This is a genomic window from Corynebacterium sp. c25Ua_89 (assembly GCF_047459735.1).
Classification (GTDB): domain Bacteria; phylum Actinomycetota; class Actinomycetes; order Mycobacteriales; family Mycobacteriaceae; genus Corynebacterium; species Corynebacterium simulans.
Window position 1 is genome coordinate 20,072 of record NZ_JASBOD010000007.1, and the last position, 24,029, is coordinate 44,100.

The window sequence follows — 24,029 nt, forward strand, 5'->3', positions numbered from 1 at the left end:
CACGTCTGGTGAGCGCCATGGACTCGCGCAACTGGCGTGACGACCCAGAAGATCCTGCAAAGCCAGAAACCGTTCAAGCAATGCAGATTGCGTTGCATATCCCAAAGCAGCCCGTTCCGAGCCGAACTGAGGTCCTTGAGGCCGCAGCCCAGGCAGTCGTGGCGGTATGCCTCGACGAGCGAGCAGGCGAGGATGGTGCTTTCGCCGAAGCGCTCGCGCAGTGGTATGGACACCGCATCCGCAAGGTCGCACGCCGTGCGCGGAACAAAGCATGGAGCGATGTCCAACAGCTACCTGGCGTAACCGTTAGCGATCGTGCTCGTGCTTTTGTGCCTTCTGCGGTCTCTGATGTTGAACCGGCTATCCGGAAACTACAAATCGGCCATACCGACCTAGAGTATGACGAACCAGGCCCGGCAGTACCGGATACACCAGTTATCTACGTCGATGCGTCGCTGGGAATGTCGGCAGGTAAGGCTGCCGCCCAGGTGGGTCATGGGTCGATGATGCTCGCAGCTGCGATGAGCCTCAATGATGCCCGCGCTTGGGCGGAGCGTGACTTCGCGCTTTCAGTACGCGAGGTAAGCCACGCCGACTTCCAAGAAGCCTGCGCGCGACCTGAAGCCGTCATCATCCGCGACGCCGGCTTTACCGAGGTCGCCCCTGACTCTGCTACTGTGTGCGCGCTGCCACGAGCCGTTTAAGCGCTGCCTTTACTGTCTCGGAATCGGTTGTTGTCCAAAAATGCGGCATGGATGCTTTCAGGAATCCGCCGTAGCGTTTTGTTTCGAGGCGGCTATCCAAGACTGCGACGACACCGCGGTCATTGATCGAGCGCAATAACCGTCCAGCTCCCTGTGCCATGAGCAGTGCCGCATGAGTTGCAGATACCTCCATGAACCCACTGCGCCCTGCTGCCTGCGCGGCCTCGGTACGCGCTTGCATGAGGGGATTATCGGGGCGGGGGAAGGGGATGCGGTCAATCAGCACGAGCGAGCAGGAAGGCCCCGGCACGTCGACGCCCTGCCAGAGCGTGAGCGTACCGAAGAGGCAAGAATTTTCGTTCTTGCTGAATTTTTCGACAAGCGCTCCAATTGAGTCTTCGCCTTGGACATAAATATCAAAAGGCAGCTTCGCTTTGAGCTCCTGCGCTGCCTGATCAGCAGCGCGCCGCGAGGAGAATAACCCGAGGGTCCGGCCGCCTGCGGCCATGATGAGCTCACGCATTTCCTCGAGTGTCTCTGTAGCGAGCCCATCGCGGCCAGGCTGTGGCAAGTGCTTGGCTACGTAGAGGATTCCCTTCTCGGCGGGGTTAAAAGGAGTGCCCGCATCGAGGGAATCCCACGTTCCTTTCGGCATGCCCCATTGCGCGGCCATGGCATCGAAGCGGCCACCGAGCGCAAGGGTTGCCGAGGTAAGCACGACAGTCTGTTCGCCGAAGAGTTTCTCGTGGAGCATGCCAGCGATGGACAAGGGAGCGACAGCCAACGTATCGATCATCGAACGCTCATCGCGCTCTACCCACACCACGTCTTCCTGCGCGGAAGGATCACCAGTGGCGAAGACATCCAGAATACGGGCAACTGCCTCGGACATAGTGACCAAGTGATTGGCCAAGTTCTGGCGTTCGGCGAAGGTTTCTGGATCGTTTGCCTGCTCACCTTCAGGCGCGCGAGCGATGGCTTCTTTGCAATCGCGTAGAGTATCGCCCAGCGCGGTCAGCTGTTGCTTGGCATTGTCCGGCATATCGATCCAGCGGCCGGGCGGAAACTCGCCCAGAAGCATCACGAATTCATCGGCCATTTGCGAAAGTCTTTGGTCTTTGCCTTGCGCACCAAGTGATTTGGCGCGGTTAGCCGCCATCTTGATTGCACGACCGGTGATTTCCGCAGTAGACACCGAGGTGATACGCCCATCGAGTTCGTGGGCCTCATCGATGATTACAACTTCGTGCTCAGGGAGAATATTGATATCCGATACCGCATCGATGGCAAGCAGGGCGTGGTTCGTCACCACGATGTTGACATCCGCTGCTTTTCGACGCGCCGCCTCAGCAAAGCATTCCTCACCGTGCGGGCAACGCGATGCGCCGAGGCATTCGGCAGAAGTGACAGAAACTTGGCGCCAAGCTAAGTCGGGGACGCCAGGATCAAGGTCGTCGCGGTCACCCGATTCGGTCTCATCCGCCCACTTATAGATGCGTTGAATATGCCGGCCCATTCGGGAGACTTCTTGTTCTTCCATCAGGGCATCTTCCGCCGCCAATTCTTCGGCTCGCGCCACCTTGTTCATGCAGAGGTAGTTGGAACGGCCCTTCATGATTGCGAATGTGGGCTTAACTTCCATTACCGCTTCCAGAGCGTCGGCCAATCGCGGAAGGTCACGCTCAACAAGCTGACGCTGCAGCGCCAAGGTAGCAGTTGAGACGATGACGGTGTGCCCGGAGTTCTGTGCATGCCTGATCGCCGGAACCAGATAAGCCAGCGACTTGCCCGTACCGGTGCCAGCCTGCACCGCAAGATGGCGCTCTGACTCGAGCGCGCGCGTGACTGCATTTGCCATCTTCATCTGGCCATCACGCCGCGCGCCGCCGAGCGCTTCGACGGCAGTATCGAGGAGCAGTTCCGTGGTTTGATTCAAAGGCTGGTCGCTCACTCGACACAGTCTAGCTACTTGCCACACTAAGTAAGAACCCAGAGGCTGAGCCAACCGCAGCAATGCCGGAGCAATGCTGAAGGCATGCCGAATTGGCCTTTCGAGCTGTCCTTGAAAGGCTAGGGCTAATCTTGAAAGGCTAGGGCTAATCAACTCGGCACGCGATGGGTTCAGCGAAAGGCGGGATGAACATGACGCCTTGTTTAGTTCGCCGATAGGTAGCATGTTCTGCTTTCAGGCCGTTGTGGTAACGACACAAGGGCAATAGGTTTCCGGCATTTGTTTCGCCTCCCGACTTCCAAGGGGTGATGTGGTCAACCTGGCAGTCTGTGCCGGGAATCGTACATCCGGGATGCGCGCATTGTGGAAATGTCGAAAGCGCCATGTCCCTTTGTTTCGCATTGGCAAAACGCTGCATACGGTACTGATTAACTGGCCCGTGCCGCGGATGAACGAGGGTTGCAAGCCCATGCTGGGTTAAGCGTTCAGTGACAAAATCGGCGCCGTTGCGCACCGTACCGTCGGTTGCTCGCAGCTGTATTTCTTCGCCAGCGCCTTGTGCGATTTGGGTGAGTTCGTCGAGCGTAATGATGACGTTGGCTACACGTGCTGGGGCAAGAGCGACGTCGCTAAGCGAGGCCTCACCCCGCCCTAATCTTTCGAAGCCTCTTAGGATTGCCGACTCACTAGGGGTAACGGAATCGCTAAGGCCGGTGATCCGCTGGAGAGCATCCTTCAGCCAAGGTTTGTCGGTGGTAATGGCCAGCCGCATCCATCCGTTCGCGCCGTGGGAAAAGCTGGCGCGTGGTTTCCGCGGTGGCTTCTTGATGAGTTTGCGGGCGGTGGCGTCGATAAGATGCTCCGGTGTGGCACAGAGGCGAGCGCGTATCTGCCAGGAGTTGCGTACCTTCGTTAGTTTTCCCTCGATCTTCTCTAGAATGCGCAGGCTATGGCCTTGGGATTGAGCATTTGTGCGGGCTGCGGCCTGAAGGCGTGTGGCATGAGTCTTTCCGTAATAAACCTCGGCGAGGCGCACGGCCATGGTTGCATCGACACGGCTTACACCCATGCGCGTGAGAGCGCGGACGTCTAGACCAGCGATGGGCTCTAGGCTGGTGACGTCGAGCCGCAACGCTGCGATAAGCGGTGGGTGCGTGGTTGTCATAGCCCTGACAGTAGGGGCTGCCAAGAAGACAAAACAAGAGGCAATTTTCTGCCTGTGGATAACTCTCGGCCGGTCTAGTCTGGTGCCTAGCCGCCCGGTCAGCTTCGTTTATTCGTCAACAAAGTTATCCACAGCTGTGCTACGTTTATCGCAGTTTTCGCAACTCAGCTGTGGCTTTGCCAGCGGGGTTAGGAGTGCTCGGGAAATCCCACCAGGCGGGTCGGAACTGCCGGCTCATCGCGAGTAAGTGCAAGGCCTTCCCACGGCAGGGTGGTAATCGCTTGGGCACGATATTCGCGGGCCTGGTGCAGGTTGGGTAGTCCCTCGACAATCTCTCCGTCACGCATTAGCGGGACTGTCATCTCGCGGGTGGAAAGAGTGCCAGTGTCAGGATCCGCGGCGTCGAAAGGCAGCACAATCTCCTCGACCGCGACACCTGTGGAGCGGTAGGTGCGCAAAGCACGCTTGGCGCCGCCTTGCGATTGCTTCGAAGAAGAACGCTTTGCCACCGGATGGCCCTCTACTTCAACGACCTTGTAGACCATGCCGGCAGTTGGCGCGCCGGAGCCGGTAACGACGGAGGTACCCACGCCGTAGACGTCAACCGGATCGCCACGTAGGCCCGCGATGGCGAACTCGTCGAGGTCGGAGGAGACCACAATCTTGGTGTTGTGGTTGCCTAGGTCGTCGAGTTGTTTGCGCACGCGGCGGGTAACTGGGCCGAGATCGCCGGAATCGATACGTACTCCGCCCAACTGTGGGCCGGCTACTTTCACTGCGGTTTCGACACCCTTGGTGATGTCATAGGTATCGACCAAGAGGGTGGTATCAACTCCGAGCGTATCAATCTGGGAGCGAAACGCTGCTTCCTCATTGTGTGAGCCATCCTCGTTGACGTGCGCTAGCGTCCAAGCGTGGGCAGCGGTGCCAGAGACGGGTATGTCGTAGCGGTATCCGGCTTCCAGATTCGAGGTGGCGTTGAAGCCCGCCAGGTAGGCGGCGCGGGCAGCGGTGACTGCGGCATATTCGTGGGTGCGGCGGGAGCCCATTTCAATGATGGGGCGCCCATCTGCAGCGGTAACCATTCGCGAGGCTGCCGACGCCACTGCCGAGTCGGAGTTCATGATCGACAGGATGACGGTCTCTAGGATTAGGCACTCGCCGAAGGTGCCCCGAACGGTAAGCAGGGGAGTGTTAGGGAAATAAATCTCACCCTCGCGGTAGCCGTCGATGTGACCGGAAAAGCGGTAGTTGCGCAGGTATTCTTTGGTCTGCTCATCGAGAAAGTCCATCTGCGCCAGCTGCTGGGCGGTGAACTGGAAGTCTCGAACCGCACGTAGCACACGCTCAGTGCCGGCGACCACGCCATAACGCCGCTCATTGGGCAGACGGCGGGCAAAAACTTCGCAGGTCACCTGGCGGTGCGCGGAACCGTCTTTGAGCGCTGCTTGGAGCATGGTCAGCTCGTACTTATCGGTCAGCAGCGCTGTGGAGCGGTCAGGGTCGGAGGGAAAAGTATGTTCGGCGATGTTAGTCACATCGGAAATGGTACCTAGCGGCCAACTTCTTAGCAGCGATTACTCCTTTAATCTTTTAATGTATGTGTAGAAATTTCGATAGGGTAGAAGGCATGAATGCGCACTTTGCTCTACCTGGTGGTTCTGTCCGCCTGGGGTCGCCCATGGCCACTCCGGAATTAGATGAGGCCATCGAAGTCGATGTTGCAACCAGCGAAAACCTCCCGTGGATGTGCATCGTTTGGGACGACCCAGTCAATCTGATGAGCTACGTTTCCTACGTCTTCCAGACGGTTTTGGGCTACGACAAAAAGCGCGCAAACGAGCTGATGATGCAGGTCCATACTGAAGGCAAGGCTGCGGTATCGACGGGCGAGCGCGACAAAGTCGAGGCAGACGTAAAGAAGCTGCAGATTGCTGGTCTGTGGGCCACTATGCAGCAGGCAGGCTAGGAAGGCACAGTCAGATGCAGACTTGGAAAAAGAAGAAGTCGCTGATGCGCGCGGCGCGTTACACCACCATTTTGGAGCCGATGGAGCGCGAGGTTTTAGGTGACCTCACCTCTACCGTCTCTGAGGCGATTATTGCCCGTGCTCAGTCTGCCCCGCAGGATGAGCTTGCGCAGATGCTGGATATGCCAACTGGGCATACGGAGGCGCCGGAAGACCCTTCCTTGGCTCGTCTTTTCCCTGACTTTGAGAAGCCGGGGGATGAGGAATACGAAGGCGATAACTCTCTTTTGCGTTCTTTGCATGAAAATGACATTGCGCGCGCAAAGCTGAAGAACCTGCAGGTTATTAACACTGCGTTGGGGCCGACGGGCGGCGTGGAGGTCACTATCAGCGAGGAAGAAGCGCATGCCTTCCTTGCGGGTTTGAACGATCTGCGTTTGTTTGTGGCTGCAGGCGATGTCCCAGAGGAATCGATGAGCGAGGACCGCGACATGCTCGTGGAATGGTTGGCTTATTGCCAGGATTCTCTGCTGCAGGTGTTGATGGGCTAAATCATGGCGCTTATCTCCATTGGCCATGTCAGCAGGCATGACACTGGCGTCACGGTTTTGTATTGCGGCGCTGAAGGCGCGCTCGCGAGCGTCGACGTTCGTGGCGGCGGTCCAGGCACGCGGGAGACGGATCTCCTCGAGCCACACAACACCGTTGAGCGCGTGCATGCCATCACTTTGGCTGGCGGTTCTGCGTTTGGGCTCGCGGCTGCCGACGGCGTGATGAACGAGCTAGCTTCCCAAGGCATCGGTTTCCCGGTGCTGGGTGAGGACAAGCCTGGTCCGCGTGTGCCGATTGTGCCGGCGGCGGTGATTTTCGATCTCCTTGTTGGTGCTGAGTTCCCCACAGCATCTGATGGTGCGGAGGCGGTGCGGCGCGCTATTGCGGAACATGATGATTCGACGGGCAGCGTAGGCGCTGGTGTGGGCGCTACTGCTGGCAAGCTCCGCGGCGGTTTGGGCTTGACGGAGCAGCAGGTGCGCACGCCGATGGGGCAGTTTACGGTTGGCGCCCTGGTGGTAGCGAACCCCGTGGGCAACGTTGTGGACGCAGAGACTGGGCGCCTGTTTGGTGCACCGCATGCCGCGCCTATCGACGTCGCGCGTTTCAGCCAGCTGCAGCACCCCGCGGAGTCCAAGCTCAACACCACGATTGGGGCAGTGTTTTGCGACGCCCCGGTGACCAAGGCTCAAGCCAAGCGCTTGGCCATGGTGGGACATGACGGTATCGCTCGGGCAGTGCGCCCGGCGCATTCGCCGTTGGACGGGGACACGCTTTTCGCGCTGTCGACTGCCACAGAAAACGGTGGGGTTGATACCGCGACGCAAGCGGCGCTGTGCGATGCTGCGGCGGAGGTTGTCGAACGAGCGATCGTCGAGGCAATCGTGAAAGCGGCCCCTGGCCTGGGCTTAGAGGCTTATAGCTCTATGCTGGACTAAAGTTATTGCCATTATGACTTCAGGTGATTCCTCGCGTTCTACCGTTTTGAAAAATCGTGGCGATTCAAAAAATTACACGCGCGGCGGGCGCATCCGCACAGGCCTGGGGATTGCCGTGGCCTTTTTGATTGTGGAATGGGCCGTGCAGTTGGTCAACTACGTGCTTTTTAATGGCAACTTGGCCAACTACGGCATCCACCCGTTGGATTTCAACGGTATCTGGGGCATCTTTACGGCGCCGTTGCTGCACGCGAACTTTGAGCATCTCATCGGCAATTCGGTGCCGGGCGCTATCTTTTGCTTCCTCATTGGTCTTTCTGGCCGGAAAGCCTGGTGGGAGGTCACGATCATCACGGTGCTGATTGCCGGCATTGGCACTTGGCTCCTCGGCGGGCCTGGTACCTCGCACATCGGTGCTTCTTCTTTGGTTTATGGCTGGCTGAGCTATCTCATCGTACGTGGCCTGTTTAACCGTTCTTTCGCCCAAACGGCATTGGGCGTATTCCTCGGTTTTGCTTATTCGGGCTTGGTGTGGGGCGTGCTGCCGGTCTATGAGGGAGTCTCGTGGCAAGGGCACCTCTTCGGCGCGATCGGTGGTATCGCTGCGGGTATGATTATCACTTCCGACGACCCAGTGAAGGTGGCGAAGAAGTAAATGGCATCCGCTGCATCTCCGATCGGTATTTTCGATTCCGGCGTGGGCGGACTCACGGTTGCGCGAACGATCATTGAGCAGCTGCCCAACGAGTCCATCATCTACATTGGAGATACTGCGCATTCGCCGTACGGCCCGCGTCCCATCGCTGAGGTGCGCGAGCTATCTACCGCCATTGCAGATGAACTCGTAGAACGCGGCTGCAAGATGATCGTCATCGCTTGCAATACCGCCACGGCGGCCTTCTTGCACGATGCTCGCGAGCGCTATGACATCCCGGTTGTTGAGGTCATCCGCCCGGCAGTCCGACGCGCCATCGCTACTACGCGCAATGGCAAAATCGGCGTTATCGGTACTGAGGGCACCGTGAACTCTGGTGCCTATCAAGACCTTTTCGCTGTCAACCCACACGTCGAGGCGCATGCGGTGGCGTGTCCGGACTTTGTAGGTTTTGTAGAACGGGGGATTACTGCCGGCCGCCAGATCCTCGGCGTCGCTGAGGGCTACCTCGCACCGCTGCAGTCCGCGGACGTCGACACCCTGGTGCTCGGCTGCACACATTACCCACTGCTCACTGGCGTCATCCAGTTGGCTATGGGTGAGTCCGTCACCCTCGTTTCCTCTGCAGAAGAAACGGCCAAGGACGTGATGCGTATCCTTACTGAAACCGACATGCTGGCGCCGGAAGACGCCACTCCGATCCGTAAATTCGAATCAACCGGTGACCCAGAGACCTTTTCGCGTTTGGCTTCCCGCTTCTTAGGCCCGCAATTGTGACCTACCGCGCGTGACACGGTTTCACGTCTTTTTCACCCCAATCCCAGCAATCGGGAAGGTTTCGTGGAACTATTGGACACATGAAGCTGACGATTCTTGGCTGTTCCGGCTCCGTCCCAGTCCCGGGAAACGCCGCCTCTGGGTATCTGGTGTCCTTTCCTGATGCGCCATCAATCGTGATGGATATGGGTCCTGGAACTTTGGCGCGCCTACAAGAAGCCCAAGACCCCTGCAATGCGCATGTCGCATTTAGCCATCTTCACGCCGACCACTGCATGGACTTTCCCTCGTTGATGGTCTGGCGTCGCTTCCATCCCACGGCGCCTGCGCCTTCGCGCAATTTTTGCCTTGGGCCTTCATATACGCCACAGCATTTGGGTCGTCTTTCCTCCGACGAGGTCGATGGCGTCGACGATATGTCGGATACCTTCGCCTTTTCCCCGTGGATAGACCGTGAAAGTCAGCTCATCGATGACGTCTATATGACACCCTTTAAGGTGATCCACCCAGTGGAGACGTATTCGCTGCGCATGGAGCATGCGAAGACCGGTAAGACCATTACTTACTCCGGCGATACCTGCCCGACCCCCGCGCTTGTCGATGCTGCCCGCGACGCCGACCTCTTCCTCTGCGAGGCCGCATGGGGCGCGACGTCGGAAGGCAAGGCCCCTAACATGCATATGTCGGGCGCGGAGGCTGGCCGCGTGGCGCGGGAGGCGGGCGTCGCTAAGCTGGTGCTCGTCCACCTCCAGCCATGGGGAGATAGTTCAGAAACCCTGCGTGCAGCGCAGGCGGAGTTCGACGGTGAGATCGTCTTGGGCGCGCCGGGCATGGAGTTCGAGCTCTAGTACCCTTGGGTGCATGACTGATTTTTCTCGTGCTGATGGTCGCGCGCTAGACCAAATGCGTAGCGTGCGTATTACCCGTAACTTCACCACCAACCCGGCAGGTTCCGTGCTCGTCGAGTTTGGCAACACCCGCGTGATGTGTACCGCCTCCGTGGAGTTTGGCGTGCCGCGCTTTAAGAAGGACTCCGGCGAGGGCTGGTTGACCGCTGAGTACTCGATGCTGCCGGCAGCCACGCACGACCGCATGCCTCGCGAGTCCATGAAGGGCAAAGTCAAGGGCCGTACTCACGAGATTTCCCGCTTGGTCGGGCGCTCTCTGCGCGCTGCCGTGGACCTTTCCGAGCTGGGCGAGAACACCATCCAGCTCGACTGCGACGTTCTGCAGGCAGACGGCGGTACCCGCACGGCTTCGATTACCGGTGCGTACGTGGCCTTGGCAGATGCTATCGAGTACCTGAAGTCCGAGGGCGTCGTGCCCGGCGAGCCGCTGCTGGACCCAATCGCCGCGGTATCCGTGGGCATCATCGATGGCGAGATTTGCCTCGACCTGCCTTATGAAGAAGATTCCCGCGCGGAGGTCGACCTGAACGTGGTGATGCAGGAAGGCGGCGACTTCGTGGAGATTCAGGGCACCGGCGAGCACGGCTTGTTCGGCCGCGCTGAGCTGAACTCCATGCTGGATGTGGCCCAGAAGGGCTGCACCGAGCTGATTGCTGCGCAGAAGGCTGCTTTGGGATGGTAAAGCTTCTCGTCGCATCGAATAATAAGAAGAAACTTGGCGAGCTCGAACGCATCCTCGCAGACGCGGGAATCGAAGGCGTCGAGTTGCTACCGCTTTCCGCTGTGCCGGCGTATGACGAACCGGTGGAGGACGGACGCACGTTTGCCGATAACGCACTGATTAAGGCCCGTGCTGGCGTTGCCAATACTGGTATCGCCACGATTGCGGATGACTCGGGTATCGCCGTCGAAGAGCTCAATGGAATGCCGGGCGTGCTCTCCGCGCGCTGGTCTGGTCAGCACGGCGATGACCAAGCCAACAACGAGCTGCTTCTCGCACAGATGGCTGATGTTCCCGACGAACGACGCCAAGCCGCCTTCGTCTCCGTGTGCGCATTGGTCACGCCAGACGGCGCGGAACACGTAGCTGAGGGCCGGTGGCCAGGAATGCTGCTGCGCGCACCAAAGGGCGAGAATGGCTTCGGCTATGACCCGCTTTTCCAGCCGGAGGGCGAGCAGCGCTCCTCGGCACAAATGAGCCCGGAGGAAAAGAACGCGGTTTCCCACCGCGGGCGTGCGCTGGCGCAGCTTACTAGCGTCATCGCCAAGCTGGCGTAGCTTTACCCCGGATACACTTGAGGCCCAGCAGATGCTGGGCCTTCTGCTTCTGGACTAAAGCTGGAATTGCTCGGTGACTTCGCGGCGTCGCTTGTATTCCATCCAGAAAGATAGGAAAGGCACAACGCCGGCTAGGGCAGTGGTGATGAGCTTGCCTGCTGGCCACAGCGCACGCGGGCCGAGGATGAGAATCGAAAGCAAGTAAATCATGTAAGCCACGCCGTGGGCCTGGGCAATGTAGAGGCCCCAGTGCGGAATCTCCACGCCGACGATGTACTCGAGAACCATGCGCGCAACCAAGAGAAGTAGGAAGATACCGGTCACGGTTGCGGCGATGGAAAAGAACTTGAGTGGGCCGCGGATGCGGGCCTTACGGTCTGGGTGAACTTGGTTAGTCATGGCCCTACTTTCTAATTCTGGTCGTCGCCACGCCTGCGGCGCTGTTGGTTTAAGGCGTTAAAAGTTTCTACGTCCATCTGCGGGCGCTGCGGCAAGAAGTCCTCATCGATCTTAGTGACTTCGCCTTGCTCGGACTTTGCTTGGTGCTGGTAATCCGTGACACCCATTTCGGCGGCTTCGTTCTCTGCCTCAATGCGCTCATTTTCATAACCTAGGGCGGCCTTATACGCATAGACCACAAAGACAGCGAAGAGCGGCCATTGGAAGGCATAGCCTAAATTTTGGAAGGTGCCGGAGCCGGAGCGGAAGCGCGTCCACTGCCAGTAGGCGAGCAATAAAAAGAGCACCACGAAAAACGCGATGAGGACGATATGCCACCATCGCACTTTCAGCTTTTGCCGCTTTGGCGCTTTGTCATTACTCACTCGTAACAGCCTACTCAACACAAACAAAAAACTGGATTCGGGTGCGCCGGTTTTAGCGTGGGCGTAGAAAACATGTAAACTATTTTCGTTGCAAGCGCCCGTGGCGGAATTGGCAGACGCGCTAGATTTAGGTTCTAGTGTCTTATGACGTGAGAGTTCAAGTCTCTCCGGGCGCACGCTTAGCCTCCGTGTCACACGGAGGCTTTTGCCGTTCAGGGGCTTATTTCTTAGCACCATGAACATTTCACGTGAAGGTAATACTTTCGCAACCTAAGTTTCTTAGGCTCTTGAGGTCCCCCGGAATCTCAAACGGAGAAAATTCATGGTCCTCTCGCATCGTAAAATCGGCATTCTTGTTATCTCTTCGCTGTGCGCAAGCAACCTGGTCGCCCCACATGCGCTGGCGCAGTCTGCTTCGGAAGGCTCACGCTTTACACTCGGCGTGCTTCCCGATACGCAGTTCTACTCTCGCTATTCCACCCCTGAGACTGGCAACCTCGCACAGGAGCGCTACGGAAGTGAACCTTATCGGGCACAAACCGAATGGCTTGCGGAAAACAAAGACGCCCTAAATATGCAGTTTGCTACTCACTTGGGCGATGTCGTGGATCAGTCCGACGTGGAAGGGGAGTGGAAGGTCGCCGATGAGGCGATGCGTACGCTCGACCAGTCGGATCTTAACTACTCCATCCTTCCTGGCAATCACGACTTGACCGGCGATGCTTCCTACCAGCCTTTCAACCAGTGGTTTGGTTCTGACCGCGCCAAGGAGGCCAACTCGACGTTCCAGGAACGCTTCACTGGGGTCGATTCTGATTCCGAGTACCACATTTTTGAGGCCGAAGGTCAAGAGTATTTGGTGTTGGCGCTTGCATGGCGCGCCAACAACGAGGTACTGGATTGGGCGCAGCAGGTTATCGATGAACACCCTGACCTTCCGGTAATCCTGACTTCCCACGAGGTCTTAAACATCGATGGCTCTGGTGAAGTTTTCTATTCGGACGCTTATGGCCAGCACCTGTGGGCTGATTTCATCAGCAAAAACGACCAGATTTTCCTCACCATGGGCGGGCATCACCATGGCGCGGGCTACCGAGTGGACAAGAACGACTACGGACACGATGTTGTAGCTATCTTGCAGGATTATCAGATGGCCTATCAGGGCGGAAACGGCCTTTTGGGCGTCCTTGAGTTTGATCTCACCGGAAACGAACTCGAGATGGCAGCGCTTTCGCCGTGGGTCGCGCAGAAGCCCCAGGAAGAGCTCACGCAGTTTGATGAGCTGATTCTGGAGGGCGGGAGCGATAGTTACAAGATTCCGTTCAATTTCGCGGAACGCTTTGCCGATTTTGACCCGCAGTTCCAGGTCGGTGATGAAGACAATGGCGATTTGGCCCAGGAAGCGCGCGATATCGTGTCTGCCGGTTATCGGCCATACGAAATTAAGGCCGACGAGCTTCCGCAGGGGCCGGATGACTTTGTGAAAAATGACAACACTGTCTTCCATTGGCGTCCAGGTGAGGCAAAGGACAAGGAAGGCGCAGCGCTTAACGACGGCGCACCTGCCGGCGCTGGCACCATCATCCCGGATATCGCGGGCGATGGTGACTTGCATCGTGAAGGCGGCGTCGTTGGCGCGGACCGGGTGACGTATAGCTCGGACCATCACCCGTTGTCGTCGGATAGCGGCTCGCTTTATTGGGCTGACCCGGCCGGCAAACCTACGACTGCGGAGTTTAAGTCGGCCAAGGATGCGGCTATTAATCGCTTTGATTCCGATTCGGGCTATACCTTTGAGTCTTTTGTGAAGCTGCCGGAGGACTTTGATGGCGAAAAACACGGCTGGGGCAGTGCGATTTCGCGAGATTCGCAGATTTCCAAGTTGGTACCGGGCTCGACGGATACTGATCCTACGGTGATGTTTGGCGTATCGAACTTGCGGGAGTTGCGCTGGTGGGCAGAGCCGGAAGCCGGCAGTGGCTCGACTGTGTGGTCGCACGAGGTGCCGAAGGACGAGTGGATGCATATCGCTGTGGTCAACGACCCAGAAAAGGACACCGTGGAGATGTTCATCAACGGTGCTCCGATTTTACGTAATGCCAAGGGAGCGGAGGGGCTGTTGCCGCGTGACCTGCAATGGGTGATGGGCGCAGGCCGCGGAGAAGGCCACCCACAAGACCCGTGGTACGGCTGGATTGGCGAGACCCGTCTGAGCCACGGTGTGCTGAAAAAGGAACAGTGGCTAACTGCTCGGGACCATGATGCTGGTGCATCTACCAACGGATCGGCTTCGGGATCGGCAGCCGGGTCTTCCACTGGCTCTGCGGCGGGTCTTTCGAGCGGGGCGTCGAGTAGTGGCGGCGTCTTAGCCGCGGTGCTGGTGGGCCTTTTAGCAGTAGTAGGCGGAGGCTTTGCGGTGGCGAATTTCTTGAGCCGAACCTTGGGAATTCCGCTGCCACGCTTGCCTTTCTAAAGCTTGCGAAAATCGCGATCGGAAATGGAAGCAATCGGGCGCAGAATGTGATTTTGTGCCCGATCCATCCTGTTGCTGAAGTAAATAAACACAATGTGCATTAAGAATCTGAGCTGGTGTTTAGCTATAGAAATTCGCAACAATGGTTTTCTTCCGATCGGCAGATAATTCGGAAATAACTGATAAAAAAGCTATCAATGCGATGTGGGGAAGCTTACGATCGGGGGCAATTTACCCCCGATCTAAACGGTATGTCCGTCTTTTATGAAATTGATGACCTGCGCGGGCATCGAATAAGCACGGATGTGCTCTGTTGCACAATTGCCCGAGTAGGAGGATGCATTCACGGCTCCTAAAATTGGAGACAAGAGGCGCTCGTCGCTTAGAAGGTGAGACCAAAGTTTCCGCCAGGAAACGTACGGAACACAGTGACAGGTAACAGCGGCAAGGCGCCCCGAATCACTTGAATGAAATGTGTCAAACAAGAAGGGAGTCACAATCGTGACCACCGCAACGCAACCGCTGCAGTTTGAAGCCTGGGAGGGGTTTGAGCCTGGCCCATGGGCTGAGGGCATCAACGTCAGGGACTTCATCCAGCGCAACTACACTCCGTACGATGGAGACGCTTCCTTCCTCGCGGGCCCAACCGAAAAGACCCAGCGCACGTGGGACACCCTCGAAAAGGACTACCTGTCAGTAGAGCGCCAAAAGCGCATTTTCGATGTCGACACCCACACCCCAACTGACATCGATGCTTTCCCAGCCGGCTACATCTCAGAGGACGATGACGTCATCGTCGGCCTACAGACCGATTCTCCGCTCAAGCGCGCCATGATGCCAAACGGCGGCTGGCGCATGGTTGAGCAGGCCATCCGTGAGGCAGGCAAGGAGCCGGAGGAAGAAATTAAGAAGATCTTCACCCGCTACCGCAAGACTCACAACGACGCCGTCTTCGATATTTACACTCCACGTATTCGTGCGGCTCGATCATCACACATCATCACCGGTCTGCCGGACGCATATGGCCGTGGCCGCATCATCGGTGACTATCGCCGCGTGGCTCTCTATGGTGTCGACTACCTGATTGCCGAGAAGGACGCTAAGAAGAACGAGGTCGGCGAGCTCGGATTCAGTGAGCACTGGGCACGCTACCGCGAGGAGCATGCAGAGCAGATCAAGGCTCTGAAGAAGCTCAAGGCCATGGCGCAGTCCTACGGCTTCGACATCTCCGGTCCTGCAAAGACTGCTCACGAAGCTGTTCAGTGGACCTACTTCGGCTACCTGGCTTCCATCAAGTCCCAGGACGGCGCTGCAATGTCCATCGGCCGCCTGTCTGCATTCTTCGACTGCTACTTCGAGCGCGACCTCGCAGCCGGCATCATCACCGAAGAGGACGCACAGGAAATCATCGACCATCTCGTTCTGAAGTTGCGCATCGTTCGCTTCCTGCGCACCGAGGACTATGACCAGATCTTCTCCGGCGACCCATACTGGGCAACTTGGTCTGACGCTGGTTTCGGCAATGACGGCCGCCACATGGTCACCAAGACCTCCTTCCGTCTGCTGCAGACCTTGGTCAACCTTGGCCCGTCACCAGAGCCAAATATCACCATTTTCTGGGACCCAGCACTGCCAGAGGGCTACAAGAAGTTCTGTGCTCACATCTCGATCACCACTTCTTCCATTCAGTACGAGTCTGATAGGCAGATTCGTGAGCAGTGGGGCGACGACGCAGCGATTGCTTGCTGTGTTTCCCCGATGGAAGTTGGCAAGCAGATGCAGTTCTTCGGCGCTCGCGTCAACGCTGCAAAGGCCCTGCTCTATGCCATCAATGGTGGCCGCGACGAGGTCACCGGCAAGCAGGTTGTTGAGGGGTACGACGCTATCCAGGGCGACGGCCCGCTCGACTTCGACGAGGTTTGGAAGAAGTACGAGGAGATGCTCGACTGGGTAGTCAGCACCTACGTCGAGGCTCTGAACATTATCCACTACTGCCACGATAAGTACGCTTACGAGGCAGTCGAGATGGCGCTGCACGATTCCAACATCGTTCGCTCCATGGGCTGCGGCATCGCTGGCCTGTCCATCGTGGCTGACTCCCTGTCCGCCATCAAGTACGCCAAGGTGTACCCGGTCCGTGACGAGTCCGGCCTCATCGTTGACTACAAGACCGAGGGTGACTTCCCGTTCTACGGCAACGATGATGACCGAGCCGACGACATCGCCGCAACCATCGTCCACACCGTGATGGATAAGATTAAGGCCATCCCGATGTACCGCAACGCAATTCCAACCCAGTCCGTTCTGACCATTACCTCCAACGTGGTCTACGGCAAGGCAACCGGTGCTTTCCCATCCGGCCACAAGGCAGGTACCCCGTTCGCACCGGGCGCAAACCCAGAGAACGGCGCCGACAGCCACGGCATGGTCGCTTCCATGCTGTCGGTGGGCAAGCTGGACTACAAGGATGCGTTGGACGGCATCTCGCTGACCAACACCATCACCCCGTCTGGTCTCGGCCGCACTCCGGAGGAGCGCATCGACAACCTGGTGGGCGTGCTGGACGCAGGCTTCATCATGGAGTCCGAGTAAGCCACCCCGGCAATCAAGTTTCCCCCATTCAACCTCAACTCACTTCAAGGAGTATCACCATGGCAACCCCAACTTTCGACGAGCGCTTGGCAGACATGAAGGCTAACCGCGACGAGCACCAGATGAACGCGGGTCTGTACCACGCAAACATCAACGTTCTGGACAAGGCAACCCTCGAGGACGCTGTCGAGCACCCAGAGAAGTACCCGAACCTGACCGTCCGTGTTTCTGGCTACGCAGTTAACTTCGTCAAGCTGACGAAGGAGCAGCAGCTCGACGTTATCTCCCGTACCTTCCACCAGGGTTCATAAAAAATGGCTGATGGCATTACTGGAGTCGTGCACCTTGACCCCCAAGCGGGCGAGAAGGTGCGCGGTGCGGCCGTCGGCCTAGGTACCGATAACTCCCTCGACGAGATCAAGCGCCCGGAGCTCATGGAGGCACGCCGTACTGGCGATATCGCCTTGGTGCACTCCTGGGAGCTGGTGACCTCCGTCGATGGTCCCGGTACCCGCATGACGATGTTCATGTCCGGTTGTCCACTGCGCTGTCAGTATTGCCACAACCCAGACACCATGGAGATGAAGGTGGGCACCCTCGAGCGCATCGAGGACGTCGTCAAGCGCATCAAGCGCTACAAGCCCATCTTCAAGACTTCCGGTGGCGGTCTGACCATCTCAGGTGGCGAGCCGTTGTTCCAGATTGCGTTCACGCGCCGCGTGCTCAAGGAAGTCCACGATGCGGGTATCCATACCACCATCGATACCTCGGGCTTTTTGGGTACGCGCCTGCGGGACGAGGACCTGGAAAACATCGACCTTGTGCTTCTCGACGTCAAGTCTGGCGACGAAGAAACCTACAAAAAGGTCACTCGCCGCGAGCTGCAGCCAACCATCGATTTCGGTGACCGGCTGTCGGCGATGGGTAAGCCGGTGTGGATCCGCTTCGTAGTGGTTCCAGGCCTGACGGATTCCCCGGAAAATGTGCGAAACGTCGCCGAGATCGTGGGGCGTTGGAGCAATAACGTCGAGCGTATCGAGGTGCTTCCGTTCCACAACATGGGTGCTGATAAGTGGCATGAACTGGGCTATCCGTACACCCTCGAGGATACGAAGCCGCCAAAGCCGGAGGATATCGAAGCAATTCGAGACGTCTTCCGTGCAAAGGGATTCACCGTTTACTAAACGAGTATTCCCTGAATAAGAAAAGTTTTTAGCGCTGCGCCTAAATGGTGCGGCGCTAAACTTTTATCTATGACTCGTCGATTTGGATACCCAGTTAAAGAGCACACGTTAGAGGTCCCTTGGGATTATGATGACCCAGCGCAGGGCACTTTCGAACTATATGCCCGCGAAATCGGTGACCCGGCAAAGCCGGCGATTCTCTACAACCAGGGTGGCCCGGGTTTTCCGGCGCCGCGTCCGCTGGGGCCGTCGGGCGTTATCGGCAAGGGCTTGGAGCGGTTTCGCTGGATTTTGATGGACCAGCGTGGCACGGGGCGCAGCCATCGCATCGACGCGCTTTCCGACGCCGCCGACTTAAGCGTCGAGCGCCTTAAACTACTGCGCCAGGACAACATCGTGCGCGATGCGGAGCGGCTGCGTGAGTACCTTGGCATCGACAAGTGGTCTTTGTTCGGCCAGTCCTTTGGTGGATTCTGCATCACGAGCTACGTCTCCTTGTTCCCCGAGTCTGTGGACAAGGCCTTCCTGACCGGCGGCCTACCGACCTTGGACAAGGGCGCGGACGATCTTTACCGTTCCACGTTCACCAAGCTCAAGGTGCGCCAGGAGCGCTTCTTCGACTACGTACCTTTCGCGCAGCAGCGCATCGCGGAAATCATCGATCACCTGGACAACTCGCAGGAGGTTTTGCCTACTGGGGAGCGCTTGAGCTCGCTTCGCTTCCGCACCATCGGCATCGAGCTGGGCCGTGGCTCGGGCTTCGACTCATTGGGCTACCTGCTGGAAGAGCCGTTCCGGACGGTGCGTGGGGAAAAGCGCTTGCGCTCCGATTTCCTCCACGAGGTTGGTGCTCGCGTGAGCTTCCAGGGTGGGCCATTGTATGCGGCCATCCACGAATCCATTTATGGCAGTGTGGGCGGCCAGCACGTCACGGGCTGGGCGGCGCACCGCGTGCGCGAGGAGTTCCCGGAGTTTGCCGAGTCAGGCACGTGGCTGACAGGCGAGCACATCTTCCCGTGGCAGTTCGATGAGGATCCGGCGCTGCATGCGTTCAAGGATTCGGCAGAAGCGTTGGCGCAGTTTGAGTGGGATGCTGCGCCTTACGACGCCGCGGTATTGGGCAACGCTGAGGTGCAGGCCGCCGCAGCTGTCTATCTGGATGACATCTTCGTGCCCTTCGAAGAGGCGATGCAGACCGCTAGCGCCTACCGTGACCTGCGCCCAATGGTGACTAACAAGTTCCAACACAACGGAATCAGCCACGACGGCGAGGGCATTCTGGGCGAGCTCTTCCGCTTGGTTGATGACCACTAGAACGCCCGTTTGCGCCGGCCGGCCTCGGTCGGTCGTCGATCAGTTCCTGCGCCTGGCAGTGGCGGCACGACGCTGCGCAGAGCGGAAGATGGAAAAGCAGACGGCGGACTTGGCGCTCGCTGCCTAGCCCCCTTGTCTTATTCGATAGCAGTTTCATTAAGTTTCTTCTTTCCTACTCGCGTACTTATTTAAGGTGTGGAAAGGTGAGGAGTAAATCAAGAATTGAATGAGGAATTGAACGAGAGGAAGAACCAATGATCGGAATGATTGTTGTTGGCGTTGTTCTGCTGGCGATTGTTTTGACCATTTTTGATGGCTACTACATCGTGCGCACCCGTGAGGCTGCCATTGTGGAGCGCCTGGGTAAGTTCGTGACCGTGGCGCACGCTGGCCTGCACTTCAAGCTGCCGTGGGTTGATCGCGTGCGCGACAAGATCAGCCTGCAGGTGCGCCAGCTCGATGTCATGGTGGAAACCAAGACCAAGGACAACGTCTTCGTGCAGATTCCCGTGGCTGTGCAGTACGAGGTTGTGCAAGGCCGCGAGCGAGAAGCTTATTACATGCTCTCCAACCACGAACAGCAGATCGTGGCCTACGTGCAGGATAACGTTCGTTCCTCAGTTGCCAATATGGACTTGGATGATTCCTTTTCTTCGAAGGACACCATCGCGCAGAACGTCGCAATGTCTTTGCGCGACAACATGGCTGCATATGGCTGGCACTTCGTAAACACCCTGGTTACCGATATTCGTCCGGATTCCCGTGTGCGCGAGTCGATGAACTCCATTAACGCTGCGCAGCGTGAGCGCGAGGCGGCTATCGCACAGGCTGAGGCGGAGAAGATTCGCGTGGTTAAAGAAGCCGAGGGCGCCGCTGAGGCAAAGAAGCTGCAGGGTCGCGGTGTGGCTGAGCAGCGTAAGGAAATTGTCGAGGGTATCGCGCAGCAGTACGAGATGCTGCGTGCGGCTGGCGTTCAAGAAAACCCAGAGACCCTCATGCTTGTCTCCCAGTACCTGGACGCGATGGTCGACGTCGCCGACCGTTCTCACACCAACGTCCTCTACATGCCGTCCAACCCAGGTGGCATGCAGGATCTCTTCGGCGGCATGCGCGACGTACTGCTGTCGACTCAGGCTATTAACAATGAAGCCTCTGGGGGACTCGACCGCGAGCAGCGCGAGCGCTTGGAGCAGCTGCGTGCGCAGAAAGCGCAGCGCGCGCAGCAGGCGGCGCGCGAGGTGCAGCAGCGCGCTGAGCACGCCTTTGAGCAGGCTCCTTACGGCGGCCAGCAGCCACAGGCTCCACAGCAGCAGGGGCAGCAGCCACAAAACGCACGTCAATACTTTGATGAGCTGCGCAAGCACCTCAAGGATGAGGGCTAGTACTTCCGCGGAAGGACTCTAAGGATCGCACCTGCAAGCCGTCTTCGGTGAAGTTGGATTCATCCAACCACGCCTCGAAGGCGGCTTTTTGTTGCGGCCATTCGTCGTGGCTGATGGAAAGCCACTCGGTGTCGCGGGAGCGACCTTTGTAAACCATGTGGTTGCGGAAGATGCCCTCCGGCACAAAGCCCAAGCGTACAGCGGCGTTGTGGGAAGGCTGCTTGAGATGCTTGGAATAGTAGACCCATCCCATCTCCACGCTGCCGTGCTCGGGCACTGCGTTGATGAGTGAAATTGAGCCAATGGCTTGGTTGCGGGCGTAGTCGATGATGGCGAAATGCTGCCGATCAGGGAATGCGGCTTGCTCAGCTATCGCCGTGCTTGTCAGCATCCAGCGGCTCGAGGCGGCAATAGCGCCCCTCCAGCGTTACAGGTTGGGGAAGCGAACGAGTGGTCTAAGTAATAACCAATTGGTGCAGTGTTTTCTGGTCTCGGGTGAAGTATTATCGTTTATTTATGCAGGCGTTGCTGTGCTTTCGGAAGACTATAGTGGTTTAATTCTTCCTGCGGTGGTAGCTATTATGTTTCTTCTTTTTCCCCAGGCAAGACAATGGATAGAGACAAGTTCTGAATCGAGTGAGAGTTAGAGAAACAAACTGCAGAATATTATTTCTATAGAATTAGGCTCATGGAAGAAAAACGACTGTCCTCATTATTCTTTGGCAATGTTGTTCTTGAGGAGGGTGTCAAGTTGTTTGTGTGTGGGGCTAGGTTTATAGGTATTTGTCGAAGCTGTCGGGGTAGGCCACGGCCATTTGGTTAATGGCTTGTTTCCAGCCGGAAACTCGGGCTCCTTCCATGAGTCTGCCGGCTGTCGCTGAGACTCGTTTGCCTTGCTTTGCCCTCTTTGCGGCTCGTTTGTCTTCGATGTTGCAGATCATCAACCACAGCGTCTTTATCGCTGATTCATCGTTGGTGAACTGCAACCTGTTGCGGGTAGCTTTACGCAGCTCATTGTTAAACGACTCAATGGAGTTCGTCGTATAGATTACCTTTCTGGCTGCTGGTGGGAACTGCAGAAACGGTACGAAACGCGCCCACGCATCACGCCAGACCTTGACTGAGCGGGGATATTTCTCACCCAGCTCGGAGGCTTCAAATTCGTCTAAAGCAACCTGTGCTGTGGGCTCGTCCGTGGCAGTGTAAATCTTTTTCAACGCGGCTGATACGCCCCGGCGATCCCCGTAGGCTACCCACCGGTTAGCGGCGCGAATCAGGTGCACGATACAGGTTTGCACCATAGAGTTCGGCCAGGTTGCCTCAACTGCCTCTGGCAGGCCTTTCAGCCCGTCACAGCAGACGATAAAGACGTCCTTGACCCCACGGTTAGAAAGATTGGCGCATACCTGCGCCCAGAATGAAGCGCCTTCTTCCTTGGCAATCCACAATCCTAAAATGTGCTTAATACCGTCGAGATCCACGCCGATTGCCATGTACGCAGATTTGTTGACTACTCGGCCGTCGTCGCGGACTTTAATGCGCAACGCGTCCAGGAAAACCACGGGGTAGAACTCGTCTAGCTGGCGGTTTTGCCAGACCATAACCTCATCGAGCACGGCGTCAGTAACCGCAGAAATCGTCTCATGGGAAATATCGACACGCATCGCCGTTGCCATATGATGCTGGATATCCCTAATTGTCATCCCACCGGCATACAAGCTGACGATCATGTCATCAACATTAGTCAAGCGCCTAGAACCTTTAGGGACCATAGTCGGAAAGAATGTTCCAGCCCGATCCCGAGGGACATCAACGGTGACTGGCCCGTAGTTAGAATCCACGGTCTTTGGATACGACCCGTTGCGGTAATTGTCTGTTCTAGCTGCAGCTTTAGCGCTCCTGTCGCCAGACTCGTAGCCCAGGTGGGCATCCATTTCAGCGTTGAGTCCCCTGGTAATCGAGGCTTGTAACATGCCGCGAACTAGGTCGTTGGCATCCGTTGTGGACGTGCCTAGGTCATCAATCAGTTTCGCGATGTCAGGATTAGCAAGCAGCTTCTTTTCAATCGCATCAATCTTGGCCTTATCAGCCGGATCTCGTCTCGCCACAGTAGTCATTCTGGTCCATCTCCTCATGCAGGTTAGGTACCCACACACAAACCATCAGACACTCTCTGGTGTGCTTTCCGGGTGAGTAAAAACAGACCACGATGCCCGGTATGTGCTGGGCAAATGAAGAAAAACGGAACCACATCCAAAGGCACAACCAGGTGGCGGTGCAAAGACCCGAACTGCGGCAGCTCCACGACACGAACCCGCACCGATCTCACTCAGGCCTGCGACTTTAAAGCCTTCATCTCCTATGTCACCTCCACAGTGACGTTGTCTGAACTCGCCGGGCAACAAAGGGTGAGTCGTTGGACACTTGATCGCCGATTGAACCGTTTTGGCTCATCGACGTCCCCAACGACGGTGCCCCGCAGCGCGTCTACGAGCAGATCTTCATCGACGCCACCACGTCATTGCTTGGCACTGGACCAAACACGAAACTGTCCACGCATACACGCAGCTTCTTCGCAAAATCGCCGAGCTGCTCTGCGTCGTCATCGACGTCGGACAAGGCGCACTCACCGCGATTAAAGCCTGCGGGCCAAACGCGATGATTCAGCGTTGTCTCGTCCATGCGCAACGGGTCATCCGCCGCTACACCACCTCACGGCCGCGCACCGACGCCGGCAAAACCATCTACGCACTGGCGTTGAAACTAACCCGTGTCACCACGCTCGATCAGACACGGGGGTGGACGCTGCGTCTGCACGGCTTCGGTCAGGTATTCAAAACATTCCTCAACGAGAAAACCTCCGTGGCCAAAGAGCGCCGAACTCTCAATAACCAGTGGGAATGGACTCATCTGCGGGTACGCAAAGCCTACAACTCACTGCTGCACCTCTCGCGCAACAATTGGCTGTTTACCTACCTTAAGCCACCACCGAATGTGCCTGATCCTAAACGCTGGGCTTCAACGACAAACAGTCTTGAAGGCGGAATCAACGCCAGGCTCAAACGCATCGCCGATGCGCACCGAGGCAGGTCAGGGGAACGCCAACGAAAAATGCTCGAGTGGTACCTCCACACCAAAAAGCAACTGCCTGACGATCCGCTAAATACCGCCAGGCAGTGCAATTATGACCAAGATCAACTCGCCAAAGTCAACGATCTTGCCGAAGAAAACCACAACAAAGCCGACCAAGAAACAGGCCGACCAGCCTTCTACGACAACGCTATCCCAACCGAGTACGAACACTCGATAGGAATCAGAAAAGACCCCATGAAGTAACTAACCGTGTACCCGCCCCGCAACACG

The 24,029-nt window shown here is 57.4% G+C and carries 22 protein-coding genes, 1 tRNA gene and 1 pseudogene; 17 read left to right on the forward strand and 7 right to left on the reverse strand.

Translation table 11 applies throughout. The annotated features are described in order from the left end of the window. The first annotated feature begins 17 nt into the window (after positions 1 to 17). The gene (locus tag QKB66_RS10355; protein ID WP_070455943.1) at positions 18 to 704 is read left to right on the forward strand and encodes a peptidyl-tRNA hydrolase; all 687 of its coding nucleotides are present in this window, start codon (positions 18 to 20) and stop codon (positions 702 to 704) included. Here the strand turns inward: QKB66_RS10355 and QKB66_RS10360 are convergent. The 3 genes from QKB66_RS10360 to QKB66_RS10370 form a co-directional block, all read right to left on the reverse strand. Next, a complete protein-coding gene (locus QKB66_RS10360; RefSeq protein WP_371441004.1) occupies positions 673 to 2,655 on the reverse strand; it encodes an ATP-dependent DNA helicase in 1,983 nt (660 codons plus the stop codon). The two genes, QKB66_RS10355 and QKB66_RS10360, sit on opposite strands and share 32 nt — an antisense overlap. 145 nt (positions 2,656 to 2,800) lie before the next feature. Next, positions 2,801 to 3,820, reverse strand: coding sequence for an HNH endonuclease signature motif containing protein (locus tag QKB66_RS10365; RefSeq protein WP_070455862.1), 1,020 nt, complete (start codon positions 3,818 to 3,820; stop codon positions 2,801 to 2,803). A 188-nt stretch (positions 3,821 to 4,008) separates the two neighbouring features. Further along, complete coding sequence (locus QKB66_RS10370; protein WP_061924449.1) at positions 4,009 to 5,349, reverse strand: nicotinate phosphoribosyltransferase; 1,341 nt, start codon at positions 5,347 to 5,349, stop codon at positions 4,009 to 4,011. Between the two features lie 101 nt (positions 5,350 to 5,450). On the opposite strand from QKB66_RS10370, the gene clpS reads away from it, so the two are divergent. The 8 genes from clpS to rdgB all read left to right on the forward strand — a co-directional run bounded on the left by clpS (position 5,451) and on the right by rdgB (position 10,897). Further along, entirely contained in the window at positions 5,451 to 5,789 is a 339-nt protein-coding gene (gene clpS, locus QKB66_RS10375) for an ATP-dependent Clp protease adapter ClpS (protein WP_201040749.1), read from the forward strand. Between the two features lie 14 nt (positions 5,790 to 5,803). After that, on the forward strand, positions 5,804 to 6,340 hold the full coding sequence (locus tag QKB66_RS10380; protein ID WP_414253243.1) for a DUF2017 domain-containing protein: 537 nt from the start codon (positions 5,804 to 5,806) through the stop codon (positions 6,338 to 6,340). 3 nt (positions 6,341 to 6,343) lie between these two features. Further along, the gene (locus tag QKB66_RS10385; RefSeq protein WP_414253244.1) at positions 6,344 to 7,279 is read left to right on the forward strand and encodes a P1 family peptidase; all 936 of its coding nucleotides are present in this window, start codon (positions 6,344 to 6,346) and stop codon (positions 7,277 to 7,279) included. 13 nt (positions 7,280 to 7,292) lie between these two features. Further along, positions 7,293 to 7,934, forward strand: coding sequence for a rhomboid family intramembrane serine protease (locus QKB66_RS10390; RefSeq protein ID WP_061924401.1), 642 nt, complete (start codon positions 7,293 to 7,295; stop codon positions 7,932 to 7,934). After that, a complete protein-coding gene (gene murI / locus QKB66_RS10395) occupies positions 7,935 to 8,711 on the forward strand; it encodes a glutamate racemase (RefSeq protein WP_248092930.1) in 777 nt (258 codons plus the stop codon). Positions 8,712 to 8,791: 80 nt separating this feature from the next. Next, positions 8,792 to 9,559 (forward strand): MBL fold metallo-hydrolase, encoded by a 768-nt coding sequence (locus tag QKB66_RS10400; RefSeq protein ID WP_061924395.1) that lies wholly within the window; start codon positions 8,792 to 8,794, stop codon positions 9,557 to 9,559. Positions 9,560 to 9,572: 13 nt separating this feature from the next. Beyond that, complete coding sequence (rph, locus tag QKB66_RS10405; RefSeq protein ID WP_061924392.1) at positions 9,573 to 10,301, forward strand: ribonuclease PH; 729 nt, start codon at positions 9,573 to 9,575, stop codon at positions 10,299 to 10,301. Next, a complete protein-coding gene (rdgB, locus tag QKB66_RS10410; protein ID WP_061924389.1) occupies positions 10,295 to 10,897 on the forward strand; it encodes an RdgB/HAM1 family non-canonical purine NTP pyrophosphatase in 603 nt (200 codons plus the stop codon). Before rph ends, rdgB begins: the two co-directional genes overlap by 7 nt. Before the next feature lie 54 nt (positions 10,898 to 10,951). Here rdgB and QKB66_RS10415 read toward each other — a convergent pair whose 3' ends face one another. Together QKB66_RS10415 and QKB66_RS10420 are read right to left on the reverse strand one after the other, a co-directional pair. Then, positions 10,952 to 11,296 carry a DUF3817 domain-containing protein gene (locus QKB66_RS10415; RefSeq protein ID WP_070432971.1) on the reverse strand — a complete coding sequence of 115 codons (345 nt, stop codon included), beginning with the start codon at positions 11,294 to 11,296 and terminating at the stop codon, positions 10,952 to 10,954. Between the two features lie 11 nt (positions 11,297 to 11,307). Next, the gene (locus QKB66_RS10420) at positions 11,308 to 11,721 is read right to left on the reverse strand and encodes a hypothetical protein (RefSeq protein ID WP_248092931.1); all 414 of its coding nucleotides are present in this window, start codon (positions 11,719 to 11,721) and stop codon (positions 11,308 to 11,310) included. 94 nt (positions 11,722 to 11,815) lie between these two features. Between QKB66_RS10420 and QKB66_RS10425 the strand changes: the two genes are divergently transcribed. The 7 genes from QKB66_RS10425 to QKB66_RS10455 all read left to right on the forward strand — a co-directional run bounded on the left by QKB66_RS10425 (position 11,816) and on the right by QKB66_RS10455 (position 20,666). Beyond that, positions 11,816 to 11,897 (forward strand) — tRNA-Leu (locus QKB66_RS10425). A gap of 146 nt (positions 11,898 to 12,043) precedes the next feature. Beyond that, positions 12,044 to 14,194, forward strand: a complete 2,151-nt coding sequence (locus tag QKB66_RS10430; protein WP_414253245.1) for a LamG-like jellyroll fold domain-containing protein — start codon at positions 12,044 to 12,046, stop codon at positions 14,192 to 14,194. Between the two features lie 501 nt (positions 14,195 to 14,695). Further along, a complete protein-coding gene (pflB, locus tag QKB66_RS10435; RefSeq protein ID WP_311518577.1) occupies positions 14,696 to 16,786 on the forward strand; it encodes a formate C-acetyltransferase in 2,091 nt (696 codons plus the stop codon). Positions 16,787 to 16,845: 59 nt separating this feature from the next. Next, on the forward strand, positions 16,846 to 17,097 hold the full coding sequence (gene grcA2, locus QKB66_RS10440; protein ID WP_061924374.1) for an autonomous glycyl radical cofactor GrcA2: 252 nt from the start codon (positions 16,846 to 16,848) through the stop codon (positions 17,095 to 17,097). Between the two features lie 3 nt (positions 17,098 to 17,100). Beyond that, complete coding sequence (gene pflA, locus QKB66_RS10445; protein WP_414253246.1) at positions 17,101 to 17,970, forward strand: pyruvate formate-lyase-activating protein; 870 nt, start codon at positions 17,101 to 17,103, stop codon at positions 17,968 to 17,970. Positions 17,971 to 18,039: 69 nt separating this feature from the next. Then, a complete protein-coding gene (locus QKB66_RS10450; protein WP_414253247.1) occupies positions 18,040 to 19,284 on the forward strand; it encodes an alpha/beta fold hydrolase in 1,245 nt (414 codons plus the stop codon). 254 nt (positions 19,285 to 19,538) lie between these two features. Then, a complete protein-coding gene (locus tag QKB66_RS10455; RefSeq protein WP_248092936.1) occupies positions 19,539 to 20,666 on the forward strand; it encodes an SPFH domain-containing protein in 1,128 nt (375 codons plus the stop codon). On the opposite strand, the gene QKB66_RS10460 is transcribed toward QKB66_RS10455, so the two are convergent. Both QKB66_RS10460 and QKB66_RS10465 read right to left on the reverse strand, forming a co-directional pair. Beyond that, complete coding sequence (locus tag QKB66_RS10460; protein ID WP_096336877.1) at positions 20,650 to 21,057, reverse strand: GNAT family N-acetyltransferase; 408 nt, start codon at positions 21,055 to 21,057, stop codon at positions 20,650 to 20,652. The two genes, QKB66_RS10455 and QKB66_RS10460, sit on opposite strands and share 17 nt — an antisense overlap. Positions 21,058 to 21,439: 382 nt before the next feature. After that, positions 21,440 to 22,783 (reverse strand): IS256 family transposase, encoded by a 1,344-nt coding sequence (locus QKB66_RS10465; RefSeq protein WP_414253248.1) that lies wholly within the window; start codon positions 22,781 to 22,783, stop codon positions 21,440 to 21,442. Positions 22,784 to 22,897: 114 nt separating this feature from the next. Here QKB66_RS10465 and QKB66_RS10470 point away from each other — a divergent pair. Further along, positions 22,898 to 24,002 (forward strand): annotated as a pseudogene (locus QKB66_RS10470) (IS1249 family transposase). The last annotated feature ends 27 nt before the right edge of the window (positions 24,003 to 24,029 follow it).

Bases quoted from the DNA above. Each gene is read 5' to 3' on its own strand.
- QKB66_RS10355 (WP_070455943.1), top strand. From the start codon at position 18: ATGGACTCGCGCAACTGGCGTGACGACCCAGAAGATCCTGCAAAGCCA.
- QKB66_RS10365 (WP_070455862.1), bottom strand. From the start codon at position 3,820: ATGACAACCACGCACCCACCGCTTATCGCAGCGTTGCGGCTCGACGTC.
- clpS (WP_201040749.1), top strand. From the start codon at position 5,451: ATGAATGCGCACTTTGCTCTACCTGGTGGTTCTGTCCGCCTGGGGTCG.
- QKB66_RS10380 (WP_414253243.1), top strand. From the start codon at position 5,804: ATGCAGACTTGGAAAAAGAAGAAGTCGCTGATGCGCGCGGCGCGTTAC.
- QKB66_RS10385 (WP_414253244.1), top strand. From the start codon at position 6,344: ATGGCGCTTATCTCCATTGGCCATGTCAGCAGGCATGACACTGGCGTC.
- QKB66_RS10390 (WP_061924401.1), top strand. From the start codon at position 7,293: ATGACTTCAGGTGATTCCTCGCGTTCTACCGTTTTGAAAAATCGTGGC.
- murI (WP_248092930.1), top strand. From the start codon at position 7,935: ATGGCATCCGCTGCATCTCCGATCGGTATTTTCGATTCCGGCGTGGGC.
- QKB66_RS10400 (WP_061924395.1), top strand. From the start codon at position 8,792: ATGAAGCTGACGATTCTTGGCTGTTCCGGCTCCGTCCCAGTCCCGGGA.
- rph (WP_061924392.1), top strand. From the start codon at position 9,573: ATGACTGATTTTTCTCGTGCTGATGGTCGCGCGCTAGACCAAATGCGT.
- rdgB (WP_061924389.1), top strand. From the start codon at position 10,295: ATGGTAAAGCTTCTCGTCGCATCGAATAATAAGAAGAAACTTGGCGAG.
- QKB66_RS10415 (WP_070432971.1), bottom strand. From the start codon at position 11,296: ATGACTAACCAAGTTCACCCAGACCGTAAGGCCCGCATCCGCGGCCCA.
- QKB66_RS10430 (WP_414253245.1), top strand. From the start codon at position 12,044: ATGGTCCTCTCGCATCGTAAAATCGGCATTCTTGTTATCTCTTCGCTG.
- grcA2 (WP_061924374.1), top strand. From the start codon at position 16,846: ATGGCAACCCCAACTTTCGACGAGCGCTTGGCAGACATGAAGGCTAAC.
- pflA (WP_414253246.1), top strand. From the start codon at position 17,101: ATGGCTGATGGCATTACTGGAGTCGTGCACCTTGACCCCCAAGCGGGC.
- QKB66_RS10450 (WP_414253247.1), top strand. From the start codon at position 18,040: ATGACTCGTCGATTTGGATACCCAGTTAAAGAGCACACGTTAGAGGTC.
- QKB66_RS10455 (WP_248092936.1), top strand. From the start codon at position 19,539: ATGATCGGAATGATTGTTGTTGGCGTTGTTCTGCTGGCGATTGTTTTG.
- QKB66_RS10460 (WP_096336877.1), bottom strand. From the start codon at position 21,057: ATGCTGACAAGCACGGCGATAGCTGAGCAAGCCGCATTCCCTGATCGG.
- QKB66_RS10465 (WP_414253248.1), bottom strand. From the start codon at position 22,783: ATGACTACTGTGGCGAGACGAGATCCGGCTGATAAGGCCAAGATTGAT.